Consider the following 17,303-nt stretch of genomic DNA (forward strand, 5'->3'; position numbering starts at 1 on the left):
ATCTTTCTGGGGGGCGTCGGCGGGGTGCCTCTCGGGGCGGTTTGCCCGGATTACGCCTGATTCCGAAAGAAGGGGTAATTTCCTGAATCAGGGTGGAAGTGTGTAAGAAACCCGGGTCGTGGATTGCACGTCTTACCAGGCGTGTTCAAGGTCAAGAGAGTGAGTACCTCTTCTGTGCCCCGACCCGAGGCTGCCGCCCCGTCCGGGCCCCTCCGACGCACGGCCCTACCCAGGATCGCCCGCCGCGGGACCCCCGAGGGTGCGCTGGCGGCCCTCGCCCTGTTCGTGGCGGTCCGGTTCGTCGGGGTTCTGGCGATGATCCTCGCCAACGCCCTGCGGGGGCATCCGCTCCTCAAGAGCCTCGCCCACTCCTGGGACTCCCGCTGGTACCTGCACATCGCCGCCCAGGGCTACGGCCACAAGATCTGGATCACCCCGCAAGGCGCCCCCCAGGCCGACTGGGCGTTCTTCCCGCTGTACCCCGGCCTCATCAGGACACTGACCACGGTCCTGCCGCTGACCCCCGGCCAGGCCGCCCTCCTCATCTCCTGGATCGCCGCGGGCGTGGCGGCGTACGGCGTCTACGCCATCGGACACCTGCTCTACGGACGCGGCGTCGCCACCGCACTGGTCGCCCTGTGGGCCGTGATGCCGCACGCCGCCGAACTGACCATCGCGTACACCGAGTCGCTGTTCGCCGCGCTGGCCATCTGGTCCCTGTACCACGTGCTCAAGGGCCGCTGGCTGTGGGCCGGCTCGCTCGCCGCGCTGGCCGGCCTGGCCCGGCCCAGCGGTTTCGCGATCGCGATCGCCGTCTCCCTCGCCGCCGGCTACGAGGCGCTGCGGCAGCGCGGCCGGGTCCCGGTGAGCCTGTGGGCCGGTGCCGTACTCGCCCCCCTCGGCTGGCTCGGCTATGTGCTGTGGGTGGGCCAGCAGACGGGAGACCTGCTCGGCGGCTACTTCAAGGTGCAGAGCGCCTGGGACTCCAAATTCGACTTCGGCATCGGCTCGGCCCGGTTCGTGAAGGGGCTGCTGCTGCACGGCGGAGGCGTCGTGTACCCGATGGCCCTGGTGATCGTCGCCGTGGGCTGCCTGCTCTTCGCGCTGCTGTGCCTGGAGCGCGCCCCGCTGGCGCTGGTGGTCTTCTCGGGGATCCTGATCCTGCTCGTGGTCGGCGGCTCCGGCTCCTTCTCCTCCAAACCGCGCTTCCTGCTGCCGGCCTTCCCGCTGCTCATCCCCATGGCCCGCGCGCTCATGCGCACCTGGCGGGCCCGCCCGGCCCAGGCGGTCCTCGTCTACGGCGCCCTGACCCTGGTCTCCCTGCTGTTCGGCGCCTATGTGACGACGGTGGCCCGCTCCCCGCTGTGAGCCACCGCCGGCTGTCACGCGGGCCGCTGCTCGCGCCGGACCAGGCCCAGGGCGGCGAGCGCCGGTGTCATCAGCAGGGCGCTGACCCAGACCGGTGAGCGGTAGCCCAGGCCGCCCTCGATCGCGGCGGCGCCGAGGACCGGGCCGAGGGCGGCGCCGACGTTCAGCGCCGAGGTCGCGAAGGCGCCCCCGAGCAAGGGGGCGTCAGCCGCCTCGTACAGGACCCGCGTGATCAGCGTCGAACCGACGCCGAACGACAGCATCCCGAGGACCGGAACCAGCAGGACGGCCGCCGCCGGGTGCCCGGCCGACAGAGCCAGCAGTGCCCACCCGGCGAGCAGCGCGGCCCCGCCCGCCCACAGGACCGGCAGGTGCCGCCGGTCCGCCAGCCGCCCCGCCGACGTCACCCCGGCGAACGCGCCGGCACCGAACAGCGCCAGCACACCCGGCACCCACCCCGCGCCGAGCCCGGTCACGTCCGTGGCCAGCGGGGCCAGGTAGGTGAAGGTGCAGAAGGTGGCGCCGTTGACGAGCGCGCCGAGGCCCAGCGTCACCAGCAGCCGGGGCCGGCGCAGTAGCCGTAGCTCCGCGCGTGCCCCGGTGCCGGGCCCGTCCGGCCCGGTCCGCCCGGTCGGCACCGACCGGGCGATCGCGGCCAGCGCGGGCGCGGACAGCAGGGCCACCGCCCAGAACGCCGAGCGCCAGCCCAGCAGTTGACCCAGGGCGGCGCCGACGGGCACGCCCACCACACAGGCGAGCGTGGTGCCGCCGAGCAGGATCGAGGCGGCCCGGCCCTTGGCGTCGGGCGCGACCATGCCGGTCGCCGTCGCCAGCGCCACGGCCAGGAAGCCGGCGTTGGCCAGGGCCGCGAGGACCCGGGTGGCCAGCAGGACACCGAAGTCGGAGGTGAGCGCGCCGACGACATGGGCGAGCAGGAACACGCCCAGGAACACCAGCAGGGCTTGCCGCCTCGGCCGGCGCCGGCCGAGCAGCGCCGTCAGCGGGGCCCCCGCGATCATGCCGACGGCGAAGGCGGACGTGAGCGTGCCCGCGGTGGGGACGGAGACCCCGAGGTCGCGGGCGATGTCCGGCACCAGGCCGGACAGCATGAACTCGGAGGTGCTCTGGGCGAAGACGGCCAGCCCGAGCAGATAGAGGGCGAAAGGCATGAAGACTCCACACACCGGGTCGCGGACGGGTAGCGAGCACGCGGACCCGCGCCGGTCACGACAGGTGGGTGCCGTCGTTCACGACGAGTGAGTGCGGTCGGGATCGGACATCCAGCCGAGCGCGCGGGCGATCGCGTGCGGAACGGCGGTCCGGTGGTGGGGTACGCCTCGTGGCGCTACGGCCTCGAAGGAGGAACTTCAAGGAGAAAGGGAGGCGACGCCACCGGACGGCCGGTGGCTAGCGCCTGGATGCCTCGGGAGTGGACATGGGCGGCACGCTAGCGCCCGGGCGCGGACGCGTGCCACCCGTTTTCCTCGCGGTGCCGGTCAGCGCGGGTTGAACACGATGCTGGCGAAACGCGCGCCACTGGGCGCCGACTTGCCGGGGGCGAGCCGGGTCGCCGCCCCATGGCACTTCTTCTGCGTGAAGGTGACCAGGGGCTTCTTCGTGGCGTTGTGCGCTCCGCGAGCCTCCTGCGCCATGTCGAGGCACTTGTACTGCGGCGGGCTGTCGATGGCGTACGGCTCGCCCTTGGGGCCGACCCACGTGAAGGTGCCGTCCGCGGCGAGCGCGGAGCCGGTGGTGGTCAGGGCGAGGGCGAGTCCGCCGAGAACGGCGACGAGCGGACGGCACAGGCGCATGGTGGTGTCCCTCCGAGGGCGGTGACAGGGGATGGCTGACGAAGCGGCCCGAAGCCGCAGCCGTAATCTCGCATCGCGGCCCGGTGCGGCCTCGGCCCCGACACGGGCATGTCCACCGTCCGGGGGACGGACGGATCAAGGTGCTGACCTCGCACCCGGGCGCCGCCCCGAAGGCGAGATCATCAGATTTCGGTAAAATCTAGACGTTTGCCGAAAGTTCAGGCGCCCGGCCTCCGTGGGCCACCGCCCCGCCGGAAGTGATCGATGCCCCGCAAGCGCTCCATGGACGAAGGCGACGAGCTGCTGGCCCGACTCGGCTCGCTCACCGCCCAGGCACGCGAGCGCGCGGAGGTGCAGCGCAGCCAGGTCGAGCTGGCCATCGCCCTCCAGCGCGGCATGCTGCCGCGGGACCTGCCCACCGCCCCCGGACTGCACCTCGCCGTGCGCTACACCCCGGCCAACCTCGGGCTCAACGTGGGCGGCGACTGGTACGACGCCTTCGACCTGCCCGACGGCCGGGTCGGGCTGTCCATCGGTGACGTCCAGGGACACAACATCGAGGCCGCCGCCTTCATGGGCCAGGTACGGGCCGGACTGCGCGCCCTCGCGTCGGTCACCAGCGACCCCGGCGAACTCCTGGCCCGCACCAACGAACTGCTGCTCTCCCTGGGCACCGACCTGTTCGCGACCTGCACCTTCATGCGCCTCGACCTGGCCACCGGGGTGCTGGAGAGCGCCCGGGCCGGCCACATCCCCTTCGTCTGGGCCACGGCGGACGGCAGGTCCGGCGTCGTCGACGACGAGGGCGGACCACCGCTCGGCATCGAGACGGGCATGGAGTACCCGGTGACCCGGCACCGGCTGACCACGGGCGGGGTGTTCGTCCTGGTCACCGACGGAGTGGTGGAGGGACCGTCACTGACCGTCGAGGACGGCCTCGACCAGGTGGTCCGCCTCGCCGGCATCGCGGCCGTAGCGAGCCTGGAGGCCCACGCGCTGGCCGCGGCCGTGATCAAGGGGGCCGAGAGCGTCGGCCACGAGGACGACGCGGCCGTCCTGGTCGTCGGCCTGGACGGTCCTTGCCTCCGACCGTGAAGACTCGGTTCGCGTGTGCCTTCGCCCGCGTCCGCCCCCGACCGCAACCGCCTCGACCACGCCCCCACCCCCTCGCACCCCCACCGCATTACGCCATAGGGCTGGACGGCAGCCGCTCTCGCCTCGCCGACCCGTCGGCGCCCGTGTGAGATTGCTGCTGTGGTGGGTAACGAGGTTCAGCGCCGGCCGGTCGGCCATGTCGTCCAGGTGCTGGCCGTCGCGGTCTGCTACTTCGCCGCGGGGCGGCTCGGGCTCGTGCGGGAGCTGGTCGTCGAGGGCGCGGTCGTCACGCCCATCTATCCCGCCAGCGGTGTCGCCCTCGCCGCCCTGCTGATCCTCGGCCTGCGCTGCTGGCCCGGTGTCACGATCGGTGCGTTCCTCGTGGTGGCGTCCATCGTCACCCCCCGTCTCGACGTGCTCGGCACCCTCGCCGGCCAGACCGGCGCACCGGTGTGCGCGGCGCTGCTGCTGCGCCGGGCCGGTTTCCGCACCGACCTCCGGCGGTTACGCGACGGCGTCGCCCTGGTGTTCCTGGGAGCGCTCGGCGCCATGCTGATCAGCGCGACCGTGGGTGTCGGCCTCCTCGTGGTCACGGACAAGCTGGCCGCGCACAAATTCTGGCCGGTCTGGCTGGCCTGGTGGGTGGGCGATGCGATGGGCGTCCTGATCGTCACCCCGCTGCTGCTGTTGCTGCACGGCGCCCGCTGGCCGCCGCCCCTGGCCCGCTGGAAGGAGGCGACCGCGCTCACCGTCGTCGCCTGCTTCCTCGTGCCGGTCGCCGTCTACAGCTCGCTCAGCGTGCTCTACCTCGTCTACCCGCTGCTCATCTGGGCCGCTCTGCGCTTCGAGCTGGTGGGCAGCGTGCTGTGCGCGCTGCTGACCTCTGTGCTGGCCACCGACGCCGCGACGGACGGCGTCGGCGCCTTCGCGGGGCTGAGCCGGATCGAGGTCATGGCGAAACTCCAGGCGTTCAACGGATCGATGGCCCTGACCGCACTGCTGCTGTCCGCCGTGATCACCGAGCAGCGCAACACCCGCCGCTCGGTGGAGAAGGCCTGCCAGGAACTGGTCGAGGTCCTGGAACACCTCACCGCGGGGGAGGCCCCACCACCCCTCCCGCCTCCGGACACCGAGGGCCCTGACGACCCCCGTACCCGCCGCCCGAGCCCGTTCTCCTGACCTTCGCCGGGGCGTGCTCGCGGCGGGTCCGTACGATTGCTTACGCTTGGTTGAACAGTTCAGACTGATAAACCTATCGTTAGTAAACATGGACACGAATGGACTCGCCGCCGGGCTCCGGCTGGCCATGGGCCGGATCGTCCGGCGACTGCGACAGGCGCACGCGGTCGGGGACGTGTCGCTCTCCGGCGTCTCGGTGCTGGCCCGGCTCGCCCGGAGCGGTCCGGACTCGCCGGGCTCGCTCGCCGAACTGGAACGGGTCCGGCCGCAGGCGATGGCCAGCACCCTCGCCGGGCTCGAACAGCGCGGGCTGGTGAGCCGTACGCCCGACACGTCCGACGGACGCCGGTTCATCGTCTCCATCACCGCCGAAGGACAGGCCATGCTGGAGCAGCGCCGCTCCGAGTCCATGGGGCGGCTCGCCCTCGCCCTGGACGAGTTCACCCCGCAGGAGCGGCAGGCCCTTCAGGACGTCCTGCCCCTGCTCGACCGACTGGCGGAACGGCTGTGAGCGGCACCCGTCCGGCACCGTCCGGTTCCTCCGCCGGAGGCATACGCGCCCGTATCCTCGCCCGCTCCGCCCGCACGCGCGAGACGCCGCCGGGGCCCGGCTACAAGTGGGTCGCCCTCTCCAACACCACCCTCGGCGTGCTGATCGCCACGATGGACGCCTCCATCGTGATCATCTCGCTGCCGGCGATCTTCCGCGGGATCGGCCTCGACCCGCTCGCGGCCGGGAACATCGGCTACCTGCTGTGGATGATCCTGGGCTACCTGCTGGTCTCGGCCGTCCTGGTGGTCGTCCTCGGCCGGCTCGGCGACATGTTCGGCCGCGTCCGGATCTACAACCTGGGCTTCCTGGTCTTCGCGTGTGCCTCCGTCGCGCTGTCCCTGGACCCGTTCCGGGCCGGCGCCGGCGCCCTGTGGCTGATCCTGTGGCGCATCGTGCAGGCCTTCGGCGGGTCCATGCTGACCGCCAACTCGGCCGCCATCCTCACCGACGCCTTCCCGGCCCGCCAGCGCGGCATGGCCCTCGGCATCAACCAGATCACCGCCCTCGCCGGGCAGTTCCTCGGCCTGCTCGCCGGTGGTCTGCTGGCCGCCGTCGACTGGCGGGCGGTGTTCTGGGTGAGCGTCCCGGTCAGCATCACCGGCACCGTCTGGTCGTACCTGAGCCTGCGTGAGACCGCGGTCGGCGGACGCGGCCGGGTGGACTGGCTCGGCAACCTCACCTTCGCCTCCGGAGCCGGCATCCTGCTCGCCGGCATCACCTACGGCATCCAGCCCTACGGCGGCCACTCCACCGGCTGGACCAACCCCTGGGTCCTCACCGGGCTCTTCGGCGGCCTCTTCCTGCTGCTGGTGTTCTGCGTCGTCGAGACCCGGGTCGCCGAGCCCATGTTCCGGCTGTCGCTGTTCAAGGTGCGGGCGTTCGCCGCGGGCAATCTCGCCGCCCTGCTGACCGCGATCGCCCGGGGCGGGCTGCAGTTCATGCTCATCATCTGGCTCCAGGGCATCTGGCTGCCGCTGCACGGCTACGACTTCGAGGACACCCCGCTGTGGGCCGGCATCTTCATGCTGCCGCTCACCCTCGGATTCCTGATCGCCGGCCCCCTCTCGGGCTATCTGTCCGACCGGTTCGGCGCCCGGCTCTTCTCCACCACCGGGCTGCTGGTCGTCGCCGCGTCCTTCTTCGGCCTGCTCGCCCTGCCGGTGGACTTCGACTACGGCGTCTTCGCGGCACTCCTGCTGCTCAACGGCCTGGGCCAGGGCATGTTCTCCGCGCCCAACACCTCCTCCATCATGGGCAGCGTGCCCGCCCGCTACCGGGGCGTGGCCTCCGGGATGCGCTCCACCTTCCAGAACTCCGGCACGGCCCTGTCCATCGGTGTCTTCTTCTCGCTGATGGTGTCCGGCCTGGCCGGCACCCTGCCGAAGACCCTCGCCCAGGGCCTCCAGGCACACGGCGTAGCCGCCGGCACCGCCCACCAGGTGGCCTCGCTGCCACCGGTCAGCACCCTGTTCGCCACGTTCCTCGGCAACAACCCCATCGGCCATCTGCTCGGCTCTGGCGGCACCCTGGACCAGGTGAGCGCGGCCCAGCGCGCCACGCTGACCGGCCACACCTTCTTCCCCGAACTGGTCTCCGGCCCCTTCCACCACGGCCTGACGATCGTCTTCAGCGTCGCCGCGGGCATGGCCCTGGTCTCCGCGCTCGCCTCCGCCCTGCGCGGCGGCCACGAGCGTGCCGCCGACGACACCCCGCGGGGCGGCCCGGACCAGGCACCGAAGGCCCGGCCGACCCGCACCTCGTCCTAGCCCTGCTCGCGTCGCCGCCTTCGTACGACGTGGCGTACGACGAGGGCGGCGACGAGTGCGCCGGCGGTGATGAGGACGTAGAGCTGGTAGCGCGTGACCTCGTCGTAGACGGTGGTGATGTGGTCGCCCACCAGATAGGACAGGGTGGTCCACAGACCGACCCACAGGGCCGCGCCGAGCGCGTTGAACGCGAGGAAGCGGAGCCAGTGCATCCCCGTGGTGCCGGCGATGATGCCGTTGGCCTGGCGCAGACCCTCGATGAACCGGGCCACGGTGACGATCTTGCCGCCGTGCCGGCCGAAGAACTCCTCGGCGGCCGCGAACCGCTCCGGCGTCAGGAACACGTACCGCCCCCAGCGGTGCACGAAGGCCCGCCCGCCGACCCGGCCGATGAGATAGCCGATGTTGTCCCCCAGGACGGCCGCGGCGAACGCGATGGCGGCGACGGCGACGATGTTGAGCCGCCCCGCGCCCGCGTACACCCCAGCGGCGAGCAGGATCGTCTCGCCGGGCGCGGGCACCCCGAAGTCCTCCACGAGGACCACGGCCCCCACGGCCCAGTAGCCGTAGTGAGCGAGCAGCGGCGCCAGATGGGCCAGCGGACCCGGCAGCGGAGGGGCCATGCCCCCACGGTACGGCGCCGGGGTCAAGGGCCCGGCACGGGGCCGCGCGGCTACGGCCGGCCGACCGTGTCCTGGTCCCGCACCACGTCGCCCGCCTCGTCGTCCGACAGGATGTCGCCCGTGGCCCGCGGTGCCGTGCGTCCGGACCGCAGGCCGGTCAGGCGCCGGGCGAGCGGCTCGGTGTAACGGGCGGTCAGCGGGCCCACGACGACGAGGATCAGTACGTAGGCCGTAGCCAGCGGCCCGAGGTCGGAGTCCATCCCAGAGGTGACCGCGAGTCCGGCGATGACGATGGAGAACTCGCCGCGGGCGACCAGGGTGCCGCCCGCCCGCCAGCGGCCCTTGGCCGAGACGCCCGCGCGCCGGGCCGCCCAGTATCCCGTCGCGATCTTGGTCAGGGCGGTCACGACGGCCAGCGCGAGCGCGGGCAGCAGGACCGGCGGGATGCTCGCCGGGTCGGTGTGCAGCCCGAAGAAGACGAAGAACACCGCCGCGAACAGGTCCCGCAGCGGCGCCAGCAGGTTGTGGGCACCCTCGGCGACCTCGCCGGACAGGGCGATGCCGACGAGGAACGCGCCGACGGCCGCGGAGACCTGGAGCTGTTGCGCGAGCCCGGCGACCAGCAGTGTCAGGCCGAGCACGACCAGCAGCAGCTTCTCCGGGTCGTCGTTGGAGACGAAGCGGGAGATGTGCCGGCCGTAGCGCACCGCCAGCAGCAGGACCAGGCCCGCCACCCCGAGCGCGATGGCCAGGGTGAGGCTGCCGGCGGCGAGGCCGGTGCCGGCCAGCAGGGCCGTGACGACCGGCAGGTAGACCGCCATGGACAGGTCCTCCAGCACCAGGATGCTGAGGATCACCGGTGTCTCCCGGTTGCCGATCCGGCCCAGGTCGCCGAGGACCTTGGCGATGACGCCGGAGGAGGAGATCCAGGTGATGCCGGCCAGGACGACGGCGGCGATCGGGCCCCAGCCCAGCAGCAGGGCCATCGCGGCGCCGGGCAGGGCGTTGAGGGTCATGTCGACGAGGCCGGCCGGGTACTGGGTCTTGAGGTTGGAGACCAGATCGCTGGCCGTGTACTCCAGGCCCAGCATGAGCAGCAGCAGGATGACGCCGATCTCGGCGCCGATCGCCACGAACTCCTCGCTCGCGCCGAGGGGGAGCAGCCCGCCCTCGCCGAAGGCCAGCCCGGCCAGCAGATACAGCGGGATCGGCGAGAACCGCAGGCGCGCGGCGAGCCGGCCCAGCAGGCCGAGGCCGAGGATGATGGCGCCGAACTCGATCAGGAAGACCGCGGAGGAGTGCACGCGCTCACTCCCGGCCGAGTATCGCGGCGGCCGCGTCGGCGCCCTCACGGGTGCCGATCACGATCAACGTGTCCCCGCCGGCGAGCCGGAAGTCGGGGCCGGGGGAGGGGATCGCGTCGGCGCGGCGCAGTACGGCCACGATCGACACGCCGGTCTCGGTGCGCATCCGGGTGTCGCCGAGCAGCCGTCCGTTCCAGTACGAGGCCGAGGACAGCGCGATCCGCTCGGCCACCAGACCGAGTTCCGTCGTGGACAGCAGGTTCGGGCTGTGGTGGGTCGGCTGCAGTGTGTCGGCCAGCGCCTGCGCCTCCGGGCCGGTGAGCCGGACCGACAGCGCGCAGGCGTCGGGATCGTCACCCCGGTAGGTGCTCAGCGTTCTCGACCCGTCCCGGTGGGCCACCACCGACAGTCCGCGCTGCTCGCGGGTCATCAGGTCGTACCGGACGCCGATGCCCGGCAACGGCGTGCTCCGCGTGCGTGCGGCGCCCATGGCTGCCCCCTGCCCGATTTGAAGGTTTCTTGGTGAAACCATTACCCGAAGCGTATCTCGGCGGCGGGAGGCCGCCGGGAGGGCTCCGGTCGGGCGAGGGGGGAGGGGTTATGTGCCGGGGCGCGCGGCGCTTTCGTCGTCGACGGGGTCGGGCTGGCACGCGCGGCACAGCTCGTGGTCACCCTCGCGCGTGACGACCGTTCCCCAGCCCAGGCACACCTCGCAGTCGTGCGCGAGGCCCAGATCGGGACGAGGGGGCAGGAGGGGGCTGCGGTGGGCTCCGTGTGCCATGCGGGGTGCGGCTCCTCGGAAGTCACGGGGCGGATGTGGCGGCGTTGTCGTGAGCGCTGACAACGCTGTCAGGTGACTTCCATTATGTCTGACATACCTCATATGTCTGTGACGGATATCACTCAGCCCCGTCCGCCGCCCCTGGCCGTGCGCCCCGGTCACCCGAGATTGCCCAGCCGGGCCTCCCGCCACAGGTCCACGCCGCCGTCGGTCGCGTACTTGTCGATCTCGGCCAGTTCCTCCGCGCTGAAGTCGAGGTTCTCCAGCGCCGCGACGTTCTGCTCCAGCTGCTCGGTGCGCGAGGCGCCGATGACGAGCGACGTCACCCGCTCGTCGCGCAGCGCCCAGGCCAGCGCCAGCTGCGCCAGGGTCTGCCCGCGCCGGGCCGCGATGTCGTTCAGGGAGCGCAGCCGGTGCAGCATGTCGTCCGTCAGCCAGGAGGCGTCGAGCGACGTGCCCTGCGCGGCCCGCGAGTCCCGCGGCACGCCGTCGAGGTAACGGCCGGTGAGCATGCCCTGGGCGAGCGCCGTGAAGCCGATGACCCCGAAGCCCTCCTCCTCGGCCGCGTCCAGCAGTCCGTCGCTCTCGATCCAGCGGTTGAGCATGCTGTACGACGGCTGGTGGATCAGCAGCGGGGTGCCCAGCTCGCGCAGGATCGCGGCCGCCTGCCGGGTGCGCTCGGCGTCGTAGGAGGAGATGCCGACGTAGAGGGCCTTGCCCTGGCGGACGGCGGTGTCGAGCGCCCCCATCGTCTCCTCCAGCGGCGTGCTCGCGTCGAGCCGGTGGGAGTAGAAGATGTCCACGTAGTCCACGCCCATGCGGCGCAGCGACTGGTCCAGCGAGGCCAGCACGTACTTGCGCGAGCCGCCGCCCTGTCCGTAGGGGCCGGGCCACATGTCCCAGCCCGCCTTGGTGGAGATCACCAGCTCGTCCCGGTACGGCGCGAGGTCCCGCTTCAGCAGCCGGCCGAAGTTCAGCTCGGCCGCGCCGTAGGGCGGGCCGTAGTTGTTGGCCAGGTCGTGGTGGGTGATCCCGAGGTCGAAGGCGCGCAGCGCGATCTCGCGCTGGGTCTCGAAGGGGCGGTCGTCGCCGAAGTTGTGCCAGTAGCCGAGCGACAGGACCGGCAGGTCCAGTCCCGAGCGGCCGGTGCGCCGGTAGCGCATGGTGCCGTCGTAGCGAGCGGGGTCCGCGACGTGGGTCATCGGGTCTTCTCCGGGTGGTGCCGTAGGGGTCGCCCCTCCGTGTGCGGACGGGCCCGTCCACCCTGCGCCCGCGCGCCGCGCAAGTCCAACCGCCGTACCGGATGGGATTGAGCGCTTCCGTTTCTGAATCGGGTGCGGCCGACCCGCCCCACCGGATGCGGTTGTTCGATCCTACGAACTTCACGCAGGACGGGTTACCGGCCCGTCCTAGTTTTGATAGGAAACTTTCCTACCAGTGTCGGTACGGACCAACTCCCCACCCCCCGCCTTGACTTGGAGTCCCTGTGGTGCACGCAGACCGCGACACATCCCCCGCCACCGTCTCCCGCCGCACCGTCGTCGCCGTGCTCGGCGCCGTCGCCGCCGGCGCCCTCGTCGGAACCCAGCGCGCCGTCGCCGCACCGGCGGCCGCGACGGGTCTCGACGACCCGGCGAAGAAGGAGATCGCCATGGAACTCGTGTCTAGCGCGGAGAACTCCTCGCTCGACTGGAAGGCCCAGTACAAGTACATCGAGGACATCGGCGACGGCCGGGGCTACACCGCCGGCATCATCGGCTTCTGCTCCGGCACCGGCGACATGCTCGACGTCGTCCAGCTCTACGCCGACCGCAAGCCCGGCAACGTCCTCGCCAAGTACCTGCCCGCCCTGCGCAAGGTCAACGGCAGCGACTCGCACGCCGGCCTCGACCCGAACTACCCCAAGGACTGGCGCACGGCGGCCAAGGACACCGCCTTCCAGCAGTGCCAGAACGACGAACGCGACCGCGTCTACTTCAACCCCGCGGTCGCCCAGGGCAAGACGGACGGCCTGCGCACCCTCGGCCAGTTCTGCTACTACGACGCCATCGTCATGCACGGCGACGGCGACGACCCCACCAGTTTCAGCAACATCCGCAAGCGCGCCCTGCGCAGCGCCAAGCCGCCGGCGCAGGGCGGCAACGAGACGACGTACCTCAACGCCTTCCTCGACGCCCGGGTGTGGGCCATGAAGCAGGAGGAGGCCCACAGCGACACCACCCGCGTCGACACCGAACAGCGGGTGTTCCTGCGCAAGGGCAACCTGGACCTGAACACACCGCTCGACTGGAAGGTGTACGGGGACAGCTACCACATCGGCTGATCAGCGCGGCTGCGGAGCGTGCGGCAGGCCGTCGGGTGCGGGCACCGGGACACCGGTGCGCGGCGCGGCGGCCTGCCGTGCCGTGATGCGCTGGACCAGGACGACCGCCAGGGCGGCGGCCACGAGGTCGAGGGCCTACGCCGCCACGAGCGGCGGCAACGAGGTCCCGTCGCCCGGATGCGGGCCCGTCGGGTTCAGCCCCGTGTGGGCGGCCCAGGCCGCCCACCACACCTTCACCAGCAGGTCGGCGCGGCCCTGGTCCGCGCCGACGGGGCCGCTCGCCCACTGCACGTCCAGCAGAAGCCCGCGCGGAGCCCGGAAGCTGACCCCCGGGATCAGCCGGGCGAGCACGGCCCGCGCGGCCGAGCCGCGCACCGCACCGGGGGAGAGGAGTTCGGCGGTGCGCCGGCTGCGGGCGAACCACAGGAGGAACAGAGCGACCGTCACTGTTCTCGTGTACACGAATACCGTCGGCATCCGGGCGGAGTCGGCGGCCGGTGTGGCCGTCGGATCCAGCCGATGGGCGCGGACCTTGAGCGCCCAGGCCACCTCGGTACCGGCCGCCGCGACCACGGCGAGCCGCGCGCAACGTGCGAGGAACCAAACGGGACTTGGCGGGTGGCCGGGCACGGTGGAGACCTGTCCGTGGGCGGACTGCCGCGCGGGCGGCAGTGCGGCGGGACGATCGGAGCACCGGATCACAAGGCGGGGGCGCACTCGCGTGTCAGGGCCCTGACGAGGAAAGATGTGCGGTGAGCGATCGATCACCCCCGATATCGATCACACCGACGCGGAGGAACGGACTCATGCCGCACGAGCGAGCGGGCCGCCCGGCCGGTCCCGAGGACCTTGTCGACGTGGCCCGGCTGGTCACGGCGTACTACGCGCTGCACCCGGATCCGGCCGACCCGGAACAGCGGGTCGCGTTCGGCACGTCCGGGCACCGGGGTTCCTCCCTGGCGCGCGCCTTCAACGAGGACCACATCGCGGCCACGAGCCAGGCCATCTGCGAGTACCGCGCGGCCCAGGGCACCGACGGCCCCCTCTTCCTGGGCGCCGACACCCACGCCCTGTCGGAGCCCGCGAAGGTCACCGCGCTGGAGGTGTTCGCCGCCAACGGCGTCACCGTGCTCATCGACGGCGCCGACGGCTACACGCCCACCCCCGCCGTCTCGCACGCGATCCTCACCCACAACCGCGGCCGCGCCGCCGGACTCGCCGACGGAGTGGTCGTCACCCCGTCGCACAACCCGCCCGCCGACGGAGGCTTCAAGTACAACCCGCCGAGCGGCGGCCCGGCCGCCTCCGACGCCACCTCCTGGATCCAGGACCGGGCCAACCTGATCATCTCCGGCGGTCTGAAGGACGTACGCCGGGTGTCGTACGCCCGGGCACTCGCCGCCGACACGACCGGGCGGTACGACTTCCTCGGCGCCTACGTCGGCGATCTGCCGAGCGTGCTGGACCTGGACGCCGTCCGCGCGGCCGGCGTGCGGATCGGGGCCGACCCGCTCGGCGGCGCCTCCGTCGCCTACTGGGGCCGCATCGCCGAACAGCACCGCATCGACCTCACCGTGGTCAACCCGCACACCGACCCCACCTGGCGGTTCATGACGCTGGACTGGGACGGCCAGATCCGTATGGACTGCTCCTCGCCGTATGCGATGGCCTCCCTGATCGAGCAGCGCGACCGCTTCCGGATCGCCACCGGCAACGACGCCGACGCCGACCGGCACGGCATCGTCACCCCGGACGCGGGCCTCATGAACCCCAACCACTACCTCGCGGTCGCCATCTCCTACCTCTACCGGCATCGCGAGCAGTGGCCCGCCGGCGTGGGCATCGGCAAGACGCTGGTCTCCTCCACGATGATCGACCGTGTCGCCGCCGACCTCGGCCGCCGGCTGGTCGAGGTCCCGGTCGGGTTCAAGTGGTTCGTGGACGGACTGGCCGACGGGACCCTCGGGTTCGGCGGCGAGGAGTCGGCCGGCGCTTCCTTCCTGCGCCGGGACGGCTCGGCGTGGACCACCGACAAGGACGGCATCCTCCTTGCCCTGCTCGCCTCCGAGATCACGGCCGTCACGGACAAGACCCCCTCGGAGCACTACGCCGACCTGACCGCCCGCTTCGGCGAACCCGCCTACGCGCGCGTCGACGCCCCCGCGACCCGTGAGCAGAAGGCCCTGCTCGGCACGTTGTCACCGGCCCAGGTCGGCGCCGACACGCTCGCCGGAGAGCCCGTCACGGCCGTCCTCACCGCGGCGCCCGGCAACGGCGCCGCGATCGGCGGGATCAAGGTCACCACGGACAACGCCTGGTTCGCGGCCCGCCCTTCGGGTACCGAGGACGTCTACAAGGTCTACGCCGAGTCCTTCCTCGGCCCCGGCCATCTCGCCCGGGTGCAGGAGGAGGCCAAGGCCGTGGTGCTGGGCGCGCTCGGCGGCTGAGCGTCCCGACGGCGGCCCGCCGCGGCTTCGGTCGCGGCCGGCCGCCGCCGACAGGAAGGCCTCAGTGCTGGCCGCGTCCCCGGTCCAGCCGGTCCAGGACGGCCCGGGCCATGGCCTGTTCCCCCCGGGCGTTGGGATGCGCCGGGGCCGCCGGCGAGGCGGGCTGGAGCGGCTCGATCCAGCGGTCCGCGGGCGACTTGCACATGTCGTGGCCGACCGTGGGGCCGTAGGTGTCGACGTACTCGGCCCGGTTGACGGCGGCCACCAGCCGCAGCATCAGGTTCAGCCGCTTCTCGGTGTCCCGCAGATACGGGAAGTCCCCCTGCGCGAACGGGACTTGGGGGAAGCAGCCGGTCCCGTCGTCGGGCAGCAGGTCCGGGTAGCCGACGACGACCACCCGGGCGTGCGGAGCCCGGGCACGCACGGCCCGCAGCACGCGGTCGACCTTCGGTGCGGTCCGGGCGACGGCGAGGGCCAACTGGTCGTGGCCGGCGGTCTGGTAGGAACGTTCGCACGGGTTGCCCGTCGGATCCTGGGCGGCGAGCCGTGCGCAGGTGCCGATGATCGGGCCGAACCCGACGTCGTTGCCGCCGATCTGGACCGTCACGAGGTCCGTGTCCCGTCCGACCGCGTCGAGTTGGGGCTTGTTGGTGCCCTGCGCCTGCCACATCTCGGCGGTCGTCGCTCCGGCGCAGCTGACGTCCGTGAAGGCCCTCGGCTCCTGCCGGGCGGCCACCAGCGAAGGGTAGTTGTGGTCGGAACGCGCACAGTTGGCGTCCACCTGGGCCGGGATGCCGGGCCCCGAGGTGTAGGAGTCGCCGAGCGCCACATAGCCGCCATCGCGGCCGTGTCCGGCGGGGTGCGCGGCGGCCGGGGTCGTCGAGGCGGCTACGAGCGCGCAGCCGCCCAGTGCCACCCCGAGTGCGGTGGCCCGCCGCCGGCCTCTCGTCCCGTCCGCCGGACGCGTGTCCTTCGCCATGGGTCCTCCCCCTCGGTTCGACTCGGTCTGTATACCGTCCGGTAGGTGTCGCCGACCAGAAGCGGGACGCGATGAGTTCCGAGCAGAGAAACGGCCCGACGTGCAAGCGACGGGCCGCTTCTCTGTCGCCGGAAGGCGGCATGTCCCCGCCAATATCGCCCGGCGCGCCGCCCGCCCGGCAGGGGGTGGCCGCACCTCCCGCCGCCCGCCCCCGGCGTGCGCGAATGCGGCCCACGGCTCGCCTTCACATATCCCCCATGACTTCTTCACATTGCTATTGCTTTCGGCCGATCCAGGCGAGCGGCCATGGTGTTGGGGCGGGTGCCGTGCCTAGCCTCCCGGGCCATGCGATCACCTCTGATGAGACGCCTCGGTCTCACCGCCGTCCTCGCCGTCGTCCTCGCCGTCTTCGGGTTCGCCCCCGGCGCCAGCGCCGCCGACCCCGCGCCGGCCGCCCTCACCTTCACCACCGACAGCGCCACCACCACACCCGGTGGCACGGTCAAGCTGTCGATGACGATCACGAACAACAAGACCTACGACGTCCTGTTCGTGTACCAGACCATCGACCCGACCTGGCTGACCACCCAGCGCCCCGACCTGAAGTACAGCTTCACCGGGTGCAGCCTGGCCGGCGCCGCCGGTGACACCTCCTGCTCCGGCACCGGACCCAGCAACCTCGGCGCCAACTACGGCGCCACCATCCCGCCCGGCCAGAGCCGCACCGTCACGCTGACCCTCCAGATCGCCCCCGACTCCGGCTGCAACGGCAACATCGGCTTCTACTCGTACTACTACGCCGAGTTCAGCGACAGCACCAACACCAGCGGCGGCCCTGTCTACACCCCCGAGACCCGCGTGCTCTGCGCCTGACGGACTCCCCGGTTCCGCGTCCCGGGTGACCGGAATCTGCCTCAGGGGCGGGCACCCCCCGCGACAACGAACACCGGTACCCCGCCCGGCGGACCGTCATGGTCCGCCGGTGCGCCGTCCAGCGGCCGGACCAGCGGGCCGGAGCCGTTCGCCCGCCGCCGCCCCCTCGCCGCGAGGACGGGAAAACAGGCTCGCGGGTTG

18 protein-coding genes are annotated in these 17,303 nt (G+C 72.1%); 8 read left to right on the plus strand and 10 right to left on the minus strand.

Features of this window, described 5'->3' with window-relative positions; genetic code table 11:
- Positions 1 to 159 precede the first annotated feature (159 nt).
- Positions 160 to 1,368: a hypothetical protein gene (locus tag ADK64_RS14215; RefSeq protein WP_234384561.1), complete on the plus strand. Its 1,209-nt coding sequence runs from the start codon at positions 160 to 162 to the stop codon at positions 1,366 to 1,368.
- Between the two features lie 14 nt (positions 1,369 to 1,382).
- Here ADK64_RS14215 and ADK64_RS14220 read toward each other — a convergent pair whose 3' ends face one another.
- Both ADK64_RS14220 and ADK64_RS14225 read right to left on the minus strand, forming a co-directional pair.
- Positions 1,383 to 2,537, minus strand: coding sequence for a Cmx/CmrA family chloramphenicol efflux MFS transporter (locus tag ADK64_RS14220; protein ID WP_053658782.1), 1,155 nt, complete (start codon positions 2,535 to 2,537; stop codon positions 1,383 to 1,385).
- A gap of 327 nt (positions 2,538 to 2,864) precedes the next feature.
- Positions 2,865 to 3,179, minus strand: coding sequence for a hypothetical protein (locus tag ADK64_RS14225; protein ID WP_053658784.1), 315 nt, complete (start codon positions 3,177 to 3,179; stop codon positions 2,865 to 2,867).
- Positions 3,180 to 3,443: 264 nt separating this feature from the next.
- On the opposite strand from ADK64_RS14225, the gene ADK64_RS14230 reads away from it, so the two are divergent.
- From ADK64_RS14230 to ADK64_RS14245, 4 genes are all read left to right on the plus strand, one after another.
- Positions 3,444 to 4,274 (plus strand): PP2C family protein-serine/threonine phosphatase, encoded by an 831-nt coding sequence (locus ADK64_RS14230; protein ID WP_053658786.1) that lies wholly within the window; start codon positions 3,444 to 3,446, stop codon positions 4,272 to 4,274.
- A 159-nt stretch (positions 4,275 to 4,433) separates the two neighbouring features.
- Entirely contained in the window at positions 4,434 to 5,453 is a 1,020-nt protein-coding gene (locus ADK64_RS14235; RefSeq protein ID WP_053658787.1) for an MASE1 domain-containing protein, read from the plus strand.
- A gap of 88 nt (positions 5,454 to 5,541) precedes the next feature.
- Entirely contained in the window at positions 5,542 to 5,964 is a 423-nt protein-coding gene (locus tag ADK64_RS14240; protein WP_053658789.1) for a MarR family winged helix-turn-helix transcriptional regulator, read from the plus strand.
- 152 nt (positions 5,965 to 6,116) lie between these two features.
- Positions 6,117 to 7,772, plus strand: coding sequence for an MFS transporter (locus tag ADK64_RS14245; RefSeq protein WP_234384567.1), 1,656 nt, complete (start codon positions 6,117 to 6,119; stop codon positions 7,770 to 7,772).
- On the opposite strand, the gene ADK64_RS14250 is transcribed toward ADK64_RS14245, so the two are convergent.
- The 5 genes from ADK64_RS14250 to mgrA all read right to left on the minus strand — a co-directional run bounded on the left by ADK64_RS14250 (position 7,769) and on the right by mgrA (position 11,682).
- Entirely contained in the window at positions 7,769 to 8,395 is a 627-nt protein-coding gene (locus ADK64_RS14250) for a DedA family protein (protein ID WP_053658791.1), read from the minus strand. The two genes, ADK64_RS14245 and ADK64_RS14250, sit on opposite strands and share 4 nt — an antisense overlap.
- A gap of 50 nt (positions 8,396 to 8,445) precedes the next feature.
- A complete protein-coding gene (locus ADK64_RS14255; RefSeq protein WP_053658793.1) occupies positions 8,446 to 9,699 on the minus strand; it encodes a cation:proton antiporter in 1,254 nt (417 codons plus the stop codon).
- A 4-nt stretch (positions 9,700 to 9,703) separates the two neighbouring features.
- Positions 9,704 to 10,189, minus strand: coding sequence for a cation:proton antiporter regulatory subunit (locus tag ADK64_RS14260; protein ID WP_053658796.1), 486 nt, complete (start codon positions 10,187 to 10,189; stop codon positions 9,704 to 9,706).
- Positions 10,190 to 10,297: 108 nt separating this feature from the next.
- Positions 10,298 to 10,480 (minus strand): hypothetical protein, encoded by a 183-nt coding sequence (locus ADK64_RS14265; protein WP_053658798.1) that lies wholly within the window; start codon positions 10,478 to 10,480, stop codon positions 10,298 to 10,300.
- 158 nt (positions 10,481 to 10,638) lie between these two features.
- Positions 10,639 to 11,682 (minus strand): L-glyceraldehyde 3-phosphate reductase, encoded by a 1,044-nt coding sequence (mgrA, locus tag ADK64_RS14270; protein WP_053658800.1) that lies wholly within the window; start codon positions 11,680 to 11,682, stop codon positions 10,639 to 10,641.
- Positions 11,683 to 11,966: 284 nt separating this feature from the next.
- Between mgrA and ADK64_RS14275 the strand changes: the two genes are divergently transcribed.
- Entirely contained in the window at positions 11,967 to 12,803 is an 837-nt protein-coding gene (locus ADK64_RS14275) for a chitosanase (RefSeq protein ID WP_053658803.1), read from the plus strand.
- Here ADK64_RS14275 and ADK64_RS48415 read toward each other — a convergent pair whose 3' ends face one another.
- Positions 12,804 to 12,926, minus strand: a complete 123-nt coding sequence (locus ADK64_RS48415; RefSeq protein ID WP_267888546.1) for a hypothetical protein — start codon at positions 12,924 to 12,926, stop codon at positions 12,804 to 12,806.
- Positions 12,927 to 12,938: 12 nt separating this feature from the next.
- On the minus strand, positions 12,939 to 13,433 hold the full coding sequence (locus ADK64_RS14280) for a DUF4328 domain-containing protein (RefSeq protein WP_159046237.1): 495 nt from the start codon (positions 13,431 to 13,433) through the stop codon (positions 12,939 to 12,941).
- A 176-nt stretch (positions 13,434 to 13,609) separates the two neighbouring features.
- Here ADK64_RS14280 and pgm point away from each other — a divergent pair, with 176 nt between their 5' ends.
- Complete coding sequence (gene pgm, locus ADK64_RS14285; RefSeq protein ID WP_053658805.1) at positions 13,610 to 15,250, plus strand: phosphoglucomutase (alpha-D-glucose-1,6-bisphosphate-dependent); 1,641 nt, start codon at positions 13,610 to 13,612, stop codon at positions 15,248 to 15,250.
- A 61-nt stretch (positions 15,251 to 15,311) separates the two neighbouring features.
- Here the strand turns inward: pgm and ADK64_RS14290 are convergent, their stop codons facing one another.
- Positions 15,312 to 16,229 carry an SGNH/GDSL hydrolase family protein gene (locus ADK64_RS14290; protein ID WP_053658807.1) on the minus strand — a complete coding sequence of 306 codons (918 nt, stop codon included), beginning with the start codon at positions 16,227 to 16,229 and terminating at the stop codon, positions 15,312 to 15,314.
- Between the two features lie 345 nt (positions 16,230 to 16,574).
- On the opposite strand from ADK64_RS14290, the gene ADK64_RS14295 reads away from it, so the two are divergent.
- Positions 16,575 to 17,102, plus strand: a complete 528-nt coding sequence (locus tag ADK64_RS14295) for a hypothetical protein (protein WP_053658809.1) — start codon at positions 16,575 to 16,577, stop codon at positions 17,100 to 17,102.
- Positions 17,103 to 17,303: the final 201 nt, after the last annotated feature.

The sequence above is a fragment of the Streptomyces sp. MMG1121 genome, from assembly GCF_001280015.1.
Classification (GTDB): Bacteria; Actinomycetota; Actinomycetes; order Streptomycetales; family Streptomycetaceae; genus Streptomyces.